General features: G+C 69.4%; 12 protein-coding genes and 2 pseudogenes. 3 read left to right on the forward strand and 11 right to left on the reverse strand.

The annotated features are described in order from the left end of the window. Nucleotides 1–98: 98 nt before the first annotated feature. The 9 genes and pseudogenes from ACIRU3_RS34725 to ACIRU3_RS34765 all read right to left on the reverse strand — a co-directional run. Nucleotides 99–449 (reverse strand): annotated as a pseudogene (locus ACIRU3_RS34725) (short-chain fatty acyl-CoA regulator family protein); the annotation flags it as partial. A 3-nt stretch (nucleotides 450–452) separates the two neighbouring features. Beyond that, complete coding sequence (locus tag ACIRU3_RS34730) at nucleotides 453–920, reverse strand: hypothetical protein (RefSeq protein WP_404065060.1); 468 nt, start codon at nucleotides 918–920, stop codon at nucleotides 453–455. 261 nt (nucleotides 921–1181) lie between these two features. Beyond that, on the reverse strand, nucleotides 1182–1718 hold the full coding sequence (locus ACIRU3_RS34735) for a hypothetical protein (protein ID WP_404065062.1): 537 nt from the start codon (nucleotides 1716–1718) through the stop codon (nucleotides 1182–1184). Nucleotides 1719–1746: 28 nt separating this feature from the next. After that, nucleotides 1747–1836: pseudogene (locus tag ACIRU3_RS34740) on the reverse strand (hypothetical protein); the annotation flags it as partial. 321 nt (nucleotides 1837–2157) lie between these two features. After that, nucleotides 2158–3696, reverse strand: a complete 1539-nt coding sequence (locus ACIRU3_RS34745; RefSeq protein ID WP_404065065.1) for a sensor histidine kinase — start codon at nucleotides 3694–3696, stop codon at nucleotides 2158–2160. Continuing rightward, a complete protein-coding gene (locus ACIRU3_RS34750) occupies nucleotides 3693–4394 on the reverse strand; it encodes a response regulator transcription factor (RefSeq protein WP_404065068.1) in 702 nt (233 codons plus the stop codon). The genes ACIRU3_RS34745 and ACIRU3_RS34750 overlap by 4 nt, the downstream gene beginning before the upstream one ends. 47 nt (nucleotides 4395–4441) lie before the next feature. After that, nucleotides 4442–4633, reverse strand: a complete 192-nt coding sequence (locus tag ACIRU3_RS34755) for a hypothetical protein (RefSeq protein ID WP_404065071.1) — start codon at nucleotides 4631–4633, stop codon at nucleotides 4442–4444. A gap of 545 nt (nucleotides 4634–5178) precedes the next feature. Continuing rightward, complete coding sequence (locus tag ACIRU3_RS34760; protein WP_404065074.1) at nucleotides 5179–5883, reverse strand: helix-turn-helix domain-containing protein; 705 nt, start codon at nucleotides 5881–5883, stop codon at nucleotides 5179–5181. 361 nt (nucleotides 5884–6244) lie between these two features. Further along, nucleotides 6245–6406 carry a hypothetical protein gene (locus tag ACIRU3_RS34765; RefSeq protein WP_404065076.1) on the reverse strand — a complete coding sequence of 54 codons (162 nt, stop codon included), beginning with the start codon at nucleotides 6404–6406 and terminating at the stop codon, nucleotides 6245–6247. Between ACIRU3_RS34765 and ACIRU3_RS34770 the strand changes: the two genes are divergently transcribed. Together ACIRU3_RS34770 and ACIRU3_RS34775 are read left to right on the forward strand one after the other, a co-directional pair. Beyond that, on the forward strand, nucleotides 6399–7751 hold the full coding sequence (locus ACIRU3_RS34770) for a sulfatase (protein WP_404065079.1): 1353 nt from the start codon (nucleotides 6399–6401) through the stop codon (nucleotides 7749–7751). The two genes, ACIRU3_RS34765 and ACIRU3_RS34770, sit on opposite strands and share 8 nt — an antisense overlap. Nucleotides 7752–8034: 283 nt before the next feature. Continuing rightward, nucleotides 8035–9234 (forward strand): beta-1,3-glucanase family protein, encoded by a 1200-nt coding sequence (locus ACIRU3_RS34775; RefSeq protein ID WP_404065082.1) that lies wholly within the window; start codon nucleotides 8035–8037, stop codon nucleotides 9232–9234. Between the two features lie 330 nt (nucleotides 9235–9564). On the opposite strand, the gene ACIRU3_RS34780 is transcribed toward ACIRU3_RS34775, so the two are convergent. Beyond that, nucleotides 9565–10074 (reverse strand): CAP domain-containing protein, encoded by a 510-nt coding sequence (locus tag ACIRU3_RS34780; RefSeq protein WP_404065085.1) that lies wholly within the window; start codon nucleotides 10072–10074, stop codon nucleotides 9565–9567. 530 nt (nucleotides 10075–10604) lie between these two features. On the opposite strand from ACIRU3_RS34780, the gene ACIRU3_RS34785 reads away from it, so the two are divergent. Beyond that, the gene (locus tag ACIRU3_RS34785; protein ID WP_404065087.1) at nucleotides 10605–11912 is read left to right on the forward strand and encodes an ROK family protein; all 1308 of its coding nucleotides are present in this window, start codon (nucleotides 10605–10607) and stop codon (nucleotides 11910–11912) included. Between the two features lie 155 nt (nucleotides 11913–12067). Here the strand turns inward: ACIRU3_RS34785 and ACIRU3_RS34790 are convergent, their stop codons facing one another. Then, nucleotides 12068–14152, reverse strand: coding sequence for an ATP-binding protein (locus tag ACIRU3_RS34790; RefSeq protein ID WP_404065090.1), 2085 nt, complete (start codon nucleotides 14150–14152; stop codon nucleotides 12068–12070). Between the last annotated feature and the right edge of the window lie 212 nt (nucleotides 14153–14364).

Here is a 14364-nt window from a genome sequence, read left to right on the forward strand (position 1 = left end):
CTGCACGCCCGGGGAGGCGACCACCCGGGCACGCGAGTGGCGACCCGGCCGAAAGGGCGCCCGCCACGGGGCCGCTTCTGACCCACCGGCCATCGGTGTCATGGGGTATGGGTCTCCCCGGGATACGGCACGTACGTACGCCGGTCCGGGTCGATGGCCGGCCGGCCGCCGGCCGGTGGCCGGGCCCGCTGCGCGCAGTCGCGGCGCTCACAGATCCGGCAGCCCAGACCGATGGGCGTCGCGGCCCGCGGGTCGTCCAGAGCGATCCCCTCGGCGTGGACGAGCCGGTGGGCGTGCCTCAGCTCGCAGCCGAGTGCCACCGCGAACTCGGCGCGGGGCGCGTGATGGCCGAATCCTCCGCGGGTGATGGTCCGCGCAACCCAGAAGTACCGTTTCCCGTCTGGCATCTCCGCCACCTGCGTCAGCATCCGCCCCGGTGCGGAGAACGAACTTCACGGCCGCCACCGGATCAGGGCAGGCATGGCAGCGTGGTCGGTGCCTTCCATCGTCACGATGACTTCCCGGCCCGTCGCCGTTCCCAGCCAGGTCACAAAGGCACGAACGGGTGTGAAGGTCGCCCTGTCGACCACGTCGGAAGGATCGAAGGTGAACTCGAGCTCTTCGATGTAGAAGAAATAGCAGGTGAACCACACACCGTCGACGTCGATGGCCAGGCTCGCCGATTCCTCCGGATCCCGCTCCAGTCGGGACCATACGGCGGAGGCGTCCAAGGCTCCGCTCTCCGTCGTGCCATAGAGCGTCCAGGTAAGGACATGGTGCCCCGGGACCGCGCGCAGCCCGTCGAACATGCGCCGCCAGTCGTCGATCGTGGTGTCGAGGACGCAGACGTCCCGCAGTGCTCCATCTGTGACGAAGTCCTCTGCCCGGTAGGCCGGTTCGGCCTCGTGCTGCCCCACCATTACAGGAGTCCCACAAAAGTGAGTTGGCCCCCACGCCAACTCCATCGGGCGCCCCAGCCTCCGGGAACCCTGAAGTCCCGGGTGATGCCACCGCATTGAGCTGACGCCGAGGTGTTGACCTTCTCGACCACGTTCGGGTCGGTGAGTATGTCCTGGATCATCTCGTTGGCGATCTCGGGCCGCTCACTATTGGTAACCTTGCCGAAATTGTACATAGCGACATGAGCTTGACCCAGCTTGGCCAGATTGCCAGGGCTTGGGTCACCGTGTTTCTGCCAGGCCCAGCCGGCCGGCGACAGTTGGCCCTTCTCGATGGTGGCGGCCGCCTGGTACAAGTCGTCGGTGCCATAGTTGCAGGGGGAACGACCGAGGGGGTCGATCCAGGTCCGCGGAGTGCGTACATAGCCGTGGTGATTGTCCGCCGGCTCCGTCGAAGGGGCCCGGAGTGTGGTGGGTCGTGTTGCCGGCGGCGTCGGTGTGGCCGAGGAGGTTGCCTTCCGCGTCCCAGGCCCATGACTCGCGCGAGCCGTCCGGGTGTCGGCGCCACGACGGATTGCCCTCGCTGGTCCGGCCCAGACGGGTGGCGTGGCCCAGCGGATCGGTCAGCTCGAAGATCCGGCCGAAGGAATCCCGGCGGATCGCCCTGGTGTGGCCCAGCTCGTCGGTCGTCGCGACGGGCAGGCCGGCCGGGTCGTACGCGACGGTGCGGGTGTGGCCGAGAGCGTCGGTGATTGCTGTCGGGCGACCCGCCTCGTCGTGCGTGTACCGGGTCTCGGCCCCCGTAGGGTCGACGCTCATGCGGAGGTTGCCCCCGCTCGTCGTAGGTGTGCCGCCGGACAGCCCCGCTCGGCTCGACGACCTCCGTCGGCTGCCCGAACGCGTTGCACGCGGCCCGAGCGACCGATCCGTCCGGCAGGGTGAGGGTCCGTCAGGTCGCCTGAGGCGTCGCAGGCGTACCGGGTCGTGCGTTCCAGGGCGTCGGTGACGGCGACATGCCGGGCGCCGTACTCGTCCCAGCGGGCTCGGGTGAGGTGCCCCCAGCGGATCCGTCTCCTCCTCGACCTGGCCCTCGGCGTTGTAGCGGTGCACCGAGACGCGGCCCAGGCAGTCTGTACGTCGACTTTCGTGCCGCGTCGTCGTACGTCAGCGTCCCGGACAGAAGGCCGTCCACGCCCTCGGTGCGGACCACGCGGCCGCGCTCGTCGTCTTCACACCCGCCGAGCTGCCCTCGCGAGCATCAGCTTCTGCGCTGCCCCGGCGAGCTGTAGGTGGACGAAGTCCTCCCGGGAGCCGTCCGGGCCGGATCCGGTGGTTCCCCGGCCGCGCCGGTCAGCCAGTCCCGGTTGAGGAGCGGCAGGGTGCCTTCCACGTCGCGGATGCCGGTGGTCGGCAGTCGTACCTCGAAGCGCGTGCCGGGCCGCCCGTCGGGGCGGCCCTGCACGGCGGTCCTGCCTCCGTGCAGGGCGACCTGCTGGGCGACCAGAGTCAGCCCGAGGCCGGAGCCGGGGCTGTCGGGGCCCCGGTGGAAGCGCTGGAAGATTTCCTCGTGACGCTCGGCAGGGATGCCGGGACCGTGGTCGTCCACGGTGAGTACCGCGGTCGGCTGGTGCAGGTCACCGGACGGGCGCAGGACCACCTCGATGCGGGAGACGCCGTCGTCGGAGCGGCCGTGGGTCCAGGCGTTGGCCAGAAGGTTGTCCACCGCCGAACGCAGCCCCTGCTCCCAGCCGTGCACCCGCAGCCCCGTGGGGGCCCGCACGGACACTTCGGCGTCGGGGTGCGTGCGCCGCAGGTCGGAGACCGACGCGTCCACCACCTCCGCGAAGTCCAGTGACGTGAACGCGTCCGCCTCGACCAGGTCGCCCTGCGCGAGTGCCCTGAGCATCACCAACAGCCCGAGCAACCGGGCGTGTTCGCGCCCCAGGTCCTGCAGCACCTCCGCCCGGTCCGCGGGCTCAAGGTCGGGGTGGCCGGTGAGGATGTCGAGGTTGGTGCGCATGCTCATCAGCGGGGTGCGCAGCTCGTGGGACGCGGTCGCGGCAAACGCGCGGGCGGTGGCCAGCGCCTCCCCGGTGCGCTCGACCTGCTCGTCGTAGCGGGCGAGCACGGTCTGCAGCGTGTACGCCAGGTCGTCGACCTCGGCGATACGGGTCGGGGTGTGCTCCAGGCGCGCCGCGCTGGTCCTGGGGTCCAGGCCGCTGGTACGCCGCTGCAGCCGCCGTAGCGGCAGGACCGCCCGGGCCGCGATGGCCCAGGCGGTGCCCCCGGCCAGAGGCGCGGCCAGCAGCGCCCCGGTCAGTACCCGTCGGCGCACCAGTGCCAGCTCGTCATCGGCGGTGTCCGGCGAATACAGCCACAGATTCGGTGTGGTGCCCCGCTTCGCGGCACCGACGCGCAGCGACAGGACCAGCCAGTCCCTGCCGCCGGAAGTCACGCTGACCGGTCTTGGGGCATTGCGGGGCGACGAAGGCACCGGGTCGGGCTGGGGGCCGGCCGAGACCGTGCCCTCCGGGCCCGTCAGCCGGACGCCCACGTCCCGCGCGGAGTTGACCAGTCGCTGCTGCCGGGCCTGCTCCATGACCGGGTGATCGGTCCCGGCGACATCCAGATACGCCTTGGCGTTCTTGGCGACCACCGTCGCACGGGCGCGCAGCTGGTCGTCCTGGTGCGCACGCAGGTCATGGGCGACCAACTGCACCAGCAGCCAGCCTGACGCAAGGACCAGCACAGGCACGCTCGCTGCGACGGCGAGCGCGATGCGGGTGGACAGCCTCACCGCACGCCCTCGCCGGTCGTGCGCAGAACGAAGCCGACACCGCGTACGGTGTGCAGGATCCGCGGCCTGTCGCCCGCCTCCAGCTTGCGGCGCAGATAGCTGACGAAGGTGTCCACGGCATCGCTGCGGACCTCGAAGTCGTAACCCCACACCCGGTCCAGCAGTTGCTCGCGGGTGAGCACGACGCCGGCGTTGCGGGCCAGGACCTCCAGCAGCGCGAACTCGCGCCGTGTCAGTTCCAGCGGCCGGTCGCCCAGGGCCGCCCGGTGGGCGGCCGGGTCCAGGACCAGGCCGCCGACGCGGACCCGGTCGTTGGCGGCGGGCGGGCGGCGGCGCAGCAGGGCATGCAGCCGCAGAACCAGTTCCTGGAGTGCGAACGGCTTGACGAGGTAGTCGTCCCCGCCCGCTTGCAGCCCGGCCACCCGGTCCTCCACCTCGTCCAGCGCGGAGAGCATCAGCACAGGCACCTCGTCGCCCTCGTCGCGCAGGGTCCGGCACACGTCGATGCCGCTGAGGTCGGGCATGCAGATGTCCAGCACGATGATGTCGGGGCGGTCCGCGCGCGCCCCGGTGAGGGCGGTGCGACCGCCGTCGGCGAGTGCCACCGAGAAGCCGTTGAGCCGCAGCCCCCGCTCCAGCGACCGTCGTATGGCCGCGTCGTCGTCGACCACCAGCACCCGACCCGCTCTGCCTGCCATGCACACCTCGGTTTCGACCTCGCACGAGTCCGACCGGAGGAGACCGGTCAACGCATCGGCATGACGCGTGTCTCCCCACCGAACAGAACCCGACCGTAGTCCTCCGCGGTGACGCAGGGGCTGAACTGCGGCCCGCGGGTGGCGACCGCCACATCGCTCCACCAGCGCCGCAGCACGCTGTCCGGGGCGAAGCCGCCGATGCTGTGCAGGTCAGGCGGCTTCTGCGCCGCTTCCGGCACTCCTGCGCCGCGGACACCAGCTGCGTCCGGAACCGTGCCCGTTCCTCCGCCCTGAGATGCTCAAGCCGTGACCCGGTGTGCTCACCTCTGGCCCCCACCGGCGTGGCGGAACCGCAGACGATCGCGTCAGGGGCGGCGAACAGGGTGTTCCGGGCCGCCTCGGGAAGGACCGGCACAAACACGCTTCTTCAGAGCCGCGGACAGCGTGGCGATCCACGCCGTGGGCAGGCAGCCCTGCCCGAGTTCGGCGAACACCCTCACCTGGGTGCGCAGACCGGCCCCGGCGCCTCCGGCGTGACACGGGAGGGTCGGCGCCGACAGGCCCGCCCGCCGCACCGCGGCCGGACTGTCCGCGGCCGGCCGCCGACCACGCTCCGTCCCGTCCCGCGTTCGCCGCCGACGTCCGCGCCGCGGTGCGGACCCGGTCCACCGGTTCCTCCCCGCAAGAACCTGCGGGAACGTTCCGGAAATCCAGTACTCATGAAAGGTCCTCTGCAACGTAGGTCAGATGCCCATGCGTCACCACGGGAGTCGCGCGAGGACTCTCAGGCACGCATCGACCGATAATGCGACGGCGTGCATCCGATGATTCGGCGGAAGCTCCGGGAGAAATGCTCCGCCCCGGAGAATCCGCAGCGCTGGCCTATGCGGGCGATCGTGTCGTTGCCGTTCTCCAAGTACTTGCGCGCCAGGTCGATCCGGAGTTCCGTGAGGTATCGATACGGGGTACTTCCGGTGGCGGCCTTGAAACAGCGTACGAAGTGAAAACGGCTGAAGGAGACCAGGGACGCCAGGTCGTCGAGTGAGACGGGCTGTTCGAGATTCTCCCTCATGTAGGTCAGAATCGTCTCCAGTTGTGGTGAGGTGAGCGCACCGGCCGACTTCGCCGAACCGGCAGTGTGCGGCGAGAGGATATGGGCGGCGATGAACTGCGCTGCCGACTGCGCGTACAAGTCGTCCGCCCCGACCTCGCTCGCGGCCACGACCGCTTTCACCATGGCCGCAAGGACCGGATCGAACCGCACCGCCGGATATGTGTCACGCAGCTGCGCAAGGCGGTACCGGAGCTCCTCCTCGCCGAGGCACCGGTGCAGCGTCTCGATCGAGACGGTGAGAGAGGCGATCGTGGCGGGCTCGCCGCCCTTCGGCGCGACGATCAGCGTGCGGCTCAGCCCCGGCGGAACGACGCACACGTCGTCCGGCAGAGGGAACGTCTCTTTCCGGGCGGGCCCGCCGCGGTCCCCGCGCATTCCCAGGAGACCGCTGAGCTGGGCATTCAGTGTGATTCCTGGTGACGCCGGAAGATGGAGCGTGTGGACGCCCTCCTGGAACGTCCGCTTCCCCACATGAAGGGCCCGCCAGGTTCCGCCGCCCACCGCGCTGGCCCCGCTGGTTGCCTCCAAGGCCCGGCTTCCTCTCTTCCGGTTTCTTTCGCTACTCGAACAGGTGCTGTATGCAGGCGCTGTGTCGAGAATGCAGGTGAGCGGAAGCGGTCACAAGGCGGACGGCGTCGGATTAATTCACTCCGGCCCGGATTAATTGCTCCTGGACTCATGGGATATTGACCGGCGTCGAATCGCGCTGGCACGCTGCCGACATGATTCGAACTCGTCAATTGCTGACACTGATGGTCGGCGTGCTGGCGCTGGCATCGGCCGGCCAGAGCGGGACGAGCGGGACAACAAACCGCGCGACCTCATCCTCGTCCTCCTCCACCACCGCACAGGCGGCCACTGCCGCGGCGAAACGACCGAACATCGTTTTCGTGCTCACCGACGACATGTCATCGAACCTCGTGCAGTACATGCCGGAGGTACAGAAACTGCAGTCGCAGGGCATGACGTTCAGCGACTTCGTGGTCAGCAACTCGCTCTGCTGTCCGTCCCGTTCGTCCCTCTTCACCGGCCGATACCCGCACAACACCGGCGTCCTCGGCAATGAAGGTCCGAACGGCGGCTTCAGCGCCTTCCACAACAACGGACTTGAGCGGGACACCTTCGCCACGACCCTGCGGGCCAAGGGCTATCGGACCGCGATGATGGGCAAATACCTCAACGGATACAGCCCCACCGACACCGTCGACGGCCAGAAGCCCTACGTGCCGCCGGGCTGGAGCCAGTGGGATGTCGTCGGCGGCGGCTACAAGGGGTACAACTACAAGCTCGCCCACAACCACAAGACCGAGTCGCACGGCCACAAGTCCAAGGACTATCTGACCGACGTGCTCAGCAAGAAGGGCACGGCGTTCGTCCGGAAGTCCGCGGCGGCGAACAAGCCGTTCTTGCTGGAGGTCGCCCTCTTCACGCCGCACGGGCCGTCCACCCCGGCACCCAGGGACAAGCATGCCTTCCCCGCGCTGAAGGCGCCGCAGAGCCCCGCGTTCGACAAGCTGCCGACCGACGCGCCGCCGTGGCTGGCCAGGCAGGACCGGCTGACCCGGCGCGAGAAGGACACGATCGACAAGAAGTTCCGCAAGCGTGCACGATCGCTCCAGTCGGTCGACAGGATGATCGGCAATCTGCGCAAGACCCTGACCACGGCGGGTGTCGCCGACAACACGTACATCGTGTTCGGCTCGGACAACGGCTTCCATCTGGGCGAGTACCGGCTCAAGGCGGGAAAGCAGACAGCCTTCGACACTGACGTCCGGGTCCCCCTGGTGATCGCCGGTCCTGGTGTCGCGGCCGGAGGAACGAGCAACGCCCAGGTGTCGAACATCGATTTGGCGCCCACCTTCCAGAGGATCGGCGGCGCCGCGGTGTCGTCCCGGGTGGACGGTCACAGCATGGTCCCGCTCCTCGACGGCGGATCGGACGCCGCCTGGCGCAAGGCCAACCTGATCGAGCACCGCCACGCCGACGGGTCGCCGGGTGATCCCGACAACCACGGGGGCGAGAGCGTCAGCCCACCCAACTACCACGCCATGCGCACCGACTCCTACACCTACGTCGAGTACGCCGGCGGCGAGAAGGAGTACTACAACCTCCGTACCGACCCCTACCAGTTGCACAACACCGTGGGCCGGCTGAGCAGGGCCCGCCTCGCGGAACTGCACGACGCGCTGACCCGTCTGGAGAACTGCCGCGGCGACGGCTGCTGGAGCGCCGGACACCCGTAGACCTTCTCGGACAGGCAACCGCCCGTCTGGCAGCGCCTGCCGATCGCTGCCGCTCAGCGGCGCTCAGCGAGTTCGGCCAAGCGCCCGCAGGACCCGGACACACCACCGCAGTCAGGCGCACGCCTGCCCCCACACCACCCACAGCCGCGTTCTCGGCCGCAGCCGCTGCGGCCGACGAACCAGCAGCGACCCCGATCCTGCCGAGTCCCACGAGGCGCGGTACACGCGCCCGTTCCCCACCCGTCTGCCGTCACGCGCGGTGCAAGGAGAGAGGAAACACCGTATGACCCCGCCCGACTCACACCTGTTCACCCGCCGGAGGCTGCTCACCTCGATGGCCGGTGCCGCCGTGGCCGGATCCGCCATCGTCTCCGCCGCCCCGCGCACCTTCGCCGCCTCCGACGACGGCCTGGCCGCCGAAGCCGCTCGCAGTCTGCCGCTGACAGTCGTCAACCACAGCGGCGAGTTCGCCGACCGCTCGGTCCACCTGTACATCGTGGGCAGCAAGGCAGACCGACAGGTCCGGGTCACCCGGCGCGGCACCCTGGAACCCGTCAAACTCTCCGACAATCACGACAACGGCTTCACGGACTACGCCATCCCGCTGGCCGCCAGGGGCAGGACCACTCTCCACCTGCCCTTCATGTCAGGGCGCATCTACGTCGCTCTCGGCGGCAAACTGAAGTTCAAGGCCGTCAGGGGCGGGGACGGCAAGGCCGCCCTGCAGCACCCCGCGGGCTGGGTGGAATCCGACCCCAACTACCCCGTGCTGCACGACTTCGTCGAGTTCACCCACAACGAAGCCGGCATGTTCTGCAACACCACCATGGTCGACATGTTCAGTGTCCCGATGATGATCCGGCTGACCGGAGCAAAGGACCACAGCACGGGCAGGCTGCGCGACGGCGGCCGCGCCCGGGTCTTCCACGCCATGAGGAACAACCCGGACTTCTCGCGCCTCGTCGTGGGGGACCGGCGCATCATTGCCCCCAGCCATGGCCTTGACGCCGGCCGGTTCCCCCAGCACTACTTCGACCCCTACATCGACAGGGTCTGGCACACCTACAAGGACAAGCACCTCGTCGTCAGGACCAAAGCCGGCACCTTCACCGGCCGGGTGCAGGACCACAAGCTCGCCTTCACCGGCCCGGCGGCGGTCTCATTCGCCAAACCCTCCACTCGTGACGTGCTGTTCTGCGACGGTGCGCTGGCGGCACCCAACGACGGGACCACCGGCCCCGTTGCCGCCGTCCTGGGCGCCGGCTTCCATCGCTCCACCCTGGTCAGCCACCGGAAGCAGCCCACCACCCGCGCGGCCGACTTCTACGACACCCCCGTCACCAATCACTACGCCAAGGTCATTCACGCCGCGACCACCAACGGCAAGGCCTACGGCTTCGCCTTCGACGACGTCGCCGACTGGTCCTCCTACATCCAGGACACCGCACCCAAGCACATGCACCTGACCCTGACCCTGTTCTGACGGCCTGTCCGGGAAATGTGCGCCCGCTCGGCCACCGTCGCGCGGGCGCACGTCCATGCCTTCGGCCACGGGGCCACCCCCGTGGCCGAAGGCAACGGCGAGCGGCTGAACCACTGCCAGGACCGGGGATCACGCCGACAGCGCGCCTGCGACGGTGCTCCTGCACACGGCAGAGACATCGCCTGGCCCCCAAGTGCGGAAAGCGGCGGGACCGCCGACATACGGACGAGCCGGTACCGGAAGTGTCATCACTTCCGGTACCGGCTCCGCACCGGCTTCAAGGTCACGCTGTCCTGAATGCCGCCGGCGCTCACGTTCGCACGAACAGGCTCAGAACTTCGCCCCGAAGTCCTGCGTCCAGTAGGTGCCGTGGGTGCTGCCGGACTTCTTCACGTAGCCCACGCCCATGTGCTCCAGCGAGCAATTGAGAATGTTCGCCCGGTGACCCGGGGACTTCATCCACGACTTGACCACATCGGCAGCAGTGGTCTGGCCGGCGGCGACATTCTCCGCCAGCGCGTTCCAGCCGGTGTAGCCCGCGGCCTCGGCCCTGTCCACCATGGTGCTGCCGTCGGAGCCGCTGTGCCCGACGAAGTCGTGCTTCGCCATGTCCTTCGAGTGACGCTGCGCGGCCTTGTGCAGGGCGGGCCTGACCTTGAGGGCCGGGCAACCGGCCTTCGCTCGTTCGGCATTGGTCAGCTTGACCACGGCCTTCTGCAGCGATGCGGTGCCGGGGGCCGCGGCCGCGGAGGCGGGCTCCGCCGCTGCGGACGTGGCCAGCAGCGCGGTGGAGGCGACCGCGCCGACCAGAGTGGTCGCGAGGTATCGGGAGACTGACATGGTTTCTCTCCAATCAGGGCAGGGACGAGCGCCGCGGATGGCTTGTGGAACGGTCCATGGGCACGGTGTTCGGCGCGGCCTCGGGATTCCTTCTCGCCGCATCGAGCGGATATGCAGCGAGCGGTCTCGGACTCCGTAGTCGGCGGGTTTTCTCGGTGCGGGTGTGGTGCCGAACCTATCCGGCGGCGTTCTGCGGCAGCGCACGAAAATTGCTACGAGAGTGACCGCTGTTGCTCACCCCGGACCCCGCCGAATCCGGTCCGCCGCCAGAATTCTGAGACATTCATGCCGAGCCGTTCCGCAGCGCTGCAGGAGGCCGATATGGCCGGGACTCCAGAGAATGCGCTGACCCGAAAGTGACCCGGTCCTGAACTGGAGGATGACCCACCCGCCTGTGTACGTCTTACTCATGCCACGACATCGACGCAGCAACGCATCGCGCACTGCAGTGCTCCCGGACCCCGGGCCGGGATAGCGCAGCGACCAACTCCTGCCCTGATCACGGTTGTCGTACCGAAGAGGAAGAGCCAGTGTCGCGGAATCGCAAGAACCACGGGGAACTCGTACTGCAGCTGCTGCGCCGGCACGGTCCGCTGTCCCGGAGCGAACTGATCACCATGAGCGGACTGTCCCGGACCACGCTGTACGACATCGTGGTCCCCCTGGTGGACGACGGCACCGTCACGGTCTCGGTCCCCGAGGTCGCCCGCCGCAGGCGAGGGCGTCCAGTGGAGAAGCTTGCACTGAATCCGGAGGCTGGTCGGGTGATCGGCATCGACTTCGCGCAGCAGGCGGTGCGGGTGGCGACCGCGAGCATCACCCACGAGGTCATCGGGACGGCCGGCGAGCAGCACGAGCCGGGGGCGCCGTGGAAGGACCGCGTCGAAACGGCGTACCGCTTGGTGGGCACGCTCATGCGCGGGACACCACGGCCGGGCGCCTGCCAAGCGATAGGAGTCGGCGTGGCCGGTCCCGTGGCCGCACAGGTCGACCACCTGCCGGGCGAGGCGGGGCATGCCACGGTGGCGGCAATGGTGCGGGAGCGCTTCGGCGCTCCGGTGCGGTTGGACAACAACAACCGGCTGGCGGCCTTGGCGGAGTCGAAGTGGGGCGCAGCCGCGGGCGAGCGCGACATGCTGTACCTGCGGCTTTCGCACGGCGTCGGCGGTGGCCTCGTCGTGGACGGCACGCTGCACCGTGGCGCCTTCGGGCTGTCAGGGGGCTTCGGCCACATCACCGTGGATCAGGATGGGCCGGCGTGTGGCTGCGGCGGCGCGGGGTGCCTGGAGACGGTGGCATCGGTCGGGGCCGTACTCGGGGCCTACCGGGCCGCTGGTGGTGCCGCACGGGACCTCCCGGAACTGGTGACCGCGCTGCACGCGGGGGACCGCACGGCCCGTGCGGTTCTGGCCGGGGCCGGGACGCTGATCGGCCGGGCGCTCGCCACGCTGTGCAACACCGTCGATCCGCGTGTGGTCGTGGTGGGCGGCGAACTCGCCGAAGTGGGCCCGGCCGTGATGGAGCCGATCGAGCGGGCACTGGGCCTCGGCCTCATGGCGGGCGCCCGGACCCGGCTGAGCCTGGCGCAGCTCGGCGAGGCGGGCGCCGCCCTGGGTGCCGTCGCACTGCTGCGGCCGGGCACCGTCGGCATTCCACGTCTCGGCCCGCCGGTGGGGGAGGACCGGACCGTCCGCCGGGACTCCATGAAGCCCGGGGCCGTACGCCCCGATACGCGGGTGCCCGGACCGCGGCGGCGTCCCGTGCCGTCACGGCGTTCCGCGGCGACGGCCGTCGAGCAGCGACCAGCGACGAGGTGGACGCGTGCAACGACCCGTTGACCGCCGTCGTCGAGGTGGCGGAGAGCCGGCAGGGAACGGTGGCCACGCTCGGAGCAGCACATCGGATGATGCGCGGGGGGAGAGGGGAACGCACTCGCGCAACGGGCCGGCGCGGACATCGGCCCTTCGTTCCGGCCGCCGCGCGCTTCGCTACGTCAGTTGACGAGCTTCTCGCCGCCCGGGCCCAACAGCTCCCGGTCCCATAGCTGATCAAGCACACGTTGCAGGCCGCGTTTCAGGTGACGCTGGTACGTACTCACGGACAGTCCCAGCCTCTCGGCAGCTGCTTCCCGTGTGGGAGCGCCCCGCAGGAACCGCATGTCCACGACTCGGTGATACTTCTCGGCTCGCGGGTCCTCGCGCAGCGCGGCGACTGCCTCGGTGAGTAATGTCCGCAGCGAGACGACCGGGTCGTCGTGTCCCTGGTCGGCCACCATTCTGGTCCGGGACAGGGGGCTGGCCGCGAGGCCGTCGCGCCGGTGCCACGAGTCGAGGGCGTCGAGGACCGCCGTGTCGAACTCCTCCCGGCTCAGGACGGTCATGACCTCGGCGCCCTCACGAAAGTGAGGTTTCGGCTTCGCGTCGGGACCGGCCAGTTCGATGGAAGCACCGACCTCCGTCCAGCGTTTGCGGGTGACGACCCTCCAGTCGTGTGCGTACAGCGTGAAGCGTTGCGCGCCCACCGGTATGTCGTCCGGCAGCATCCGATGGTCCAGGTACTCCATGAAGTCGCCCCAGAAAGGGCCGCTCGCCAGCGCGATGAAGGACCAGGCGAGATGCTCGGAATGGAGGAACTGCGCCACGCATCGGTGGATCATCAGGTCCATGCTCGCGGAGGGACTCTGACCAGGGTCGGAAGTGGCCATGAAGCGGGCGACGGCGAAATGTTCATGGTCCCGCAGCGGCCGACGCGACCGGATGTGTTCCCACGCGGCGGCCGTGACCGGGTCCCGGGAGACGGCATCGGCAAGGTCCGGTGTCAGCCGCAGCCAGGCCATCACGGCGACGGGCATGGAGGATTCGGCCAAGCGATACACGCGGAAGGCACTCTGCTGTGCATCGATCCAGTGCTCGGCGATGCAGGCGGACCGGGGGCCCTCCGCCGAATCGATCAGACGCAGGACATCGGCACGGTCGGAAGGCCGGTAGACGTCCTCGTAGATGCCGCTTTCGATGTCCCAGGTCAGGAATCGCGAGACGAAGCCGTTGTGACGGTGCAGGTACGTGGACGCCAGGACCGCGGGAAGAACGTCGGGACCGGTGGCCGCCTGGGCCTCGTCGAGGAGATAGCGGCTCACCGTCTCGTGCATCCTCTGGTACCCGTCCGGGTCGCGCCAGCGCAGATCGGCGTCGAGGATCTCGCGGACCAGATCGTGCGGAGACAGGCCGTGCTGCCCGGACTCCACATAGGGCTGACGCCTCAACCAGGCGAAGAGAGCAGGAGCTTCATCGCCGAGCGTGGCCCGCAGCAGCCCTTCGGTCGTCGTCAGGACGTGTGCGCACACTTCGAGCGCATGCTGGTGGGACGGAGACGGGGCATCACCGACGAGGCACTCGACGAGCTGCCGGAGGACGGGTCCGCTCGACTTCCATGTCATGGTCCCGACGTTGTCGCGCGTCGCGATCTCCGCTGCCAGGCGCAGCGCGAGAGGGTGACCGTGGGTGAATTCGATCAACGTATCGTGCAAGGACGGGCGTACCCGCATGCTGCGCAACAGCTCGCGAGCCTCCGCGTCCCGCAGGTCGGACAAGGGGGCCACGTGAAGTGCGGACGACCAGCCGAGGTCCTCGCACCAGTGCGTACAGGGCGGGTTCCTGCTCGCAAGCACCACCAGGGCGCCCACCGGAAGACGCGGCAGGAATTCGTACGCGAGCCAGGGCTCCAGTCCCTGGCAGTGCTCGAAGTTGTCCACGATCAGCACTCCGGCCGGAAGATCGAGGACGCCTCCGGCACGCGCCTCGAAGGCCTGACGGGACGGTTCCACGCCCCGGGCGTTCACCTGCAGGACCGGGCGGTCCACGCCGCGCGCTTCGTCGGCGAAGCGCTGGAGGAGCGTGGACTTGCCTGTGCCGCCGGGTCCGTGGACGAAGATCACGGCCACGGCTGAGTGTTCCGGAGCGGCTGCGCCGACGGCGGATCGAAAGACCGTCAGGACGTCCTCCCGCCCGACGAACATGGACGCACGGCGCAGGGCAAGACGGTCGGCGAGCCGTTCACGGTGCAGAACTAGGTCGGACATCGGGTCGGTTCCTCCGCATGACTTCTGACCAGGCGTCTCCCGGTGCGCCCCGCACGGTAGGGGCCGACCTTGGGGAAATCTTGTGGACCTGGTCGAACACGGCCACGCCCGGGCGCCCCCGCGCCCCGCGGGGGGGGGGGGGGGGGGGGGGGCGGGGGGGGGGGGGGGGGGGGGGCCCGCCGCCCGCGCGCGCGGGCACCCCCCCCCCCCCC

Origin of the sequence: Streptomyces sp. NPDC101151 (assembly GCF_044768335.1) — a bacterium.
Classification (GTDB): Bacteria; Actinomycetota; Actinomycetes; order Streptomycetales; family Streptomycetaceae; genus Streptomyces.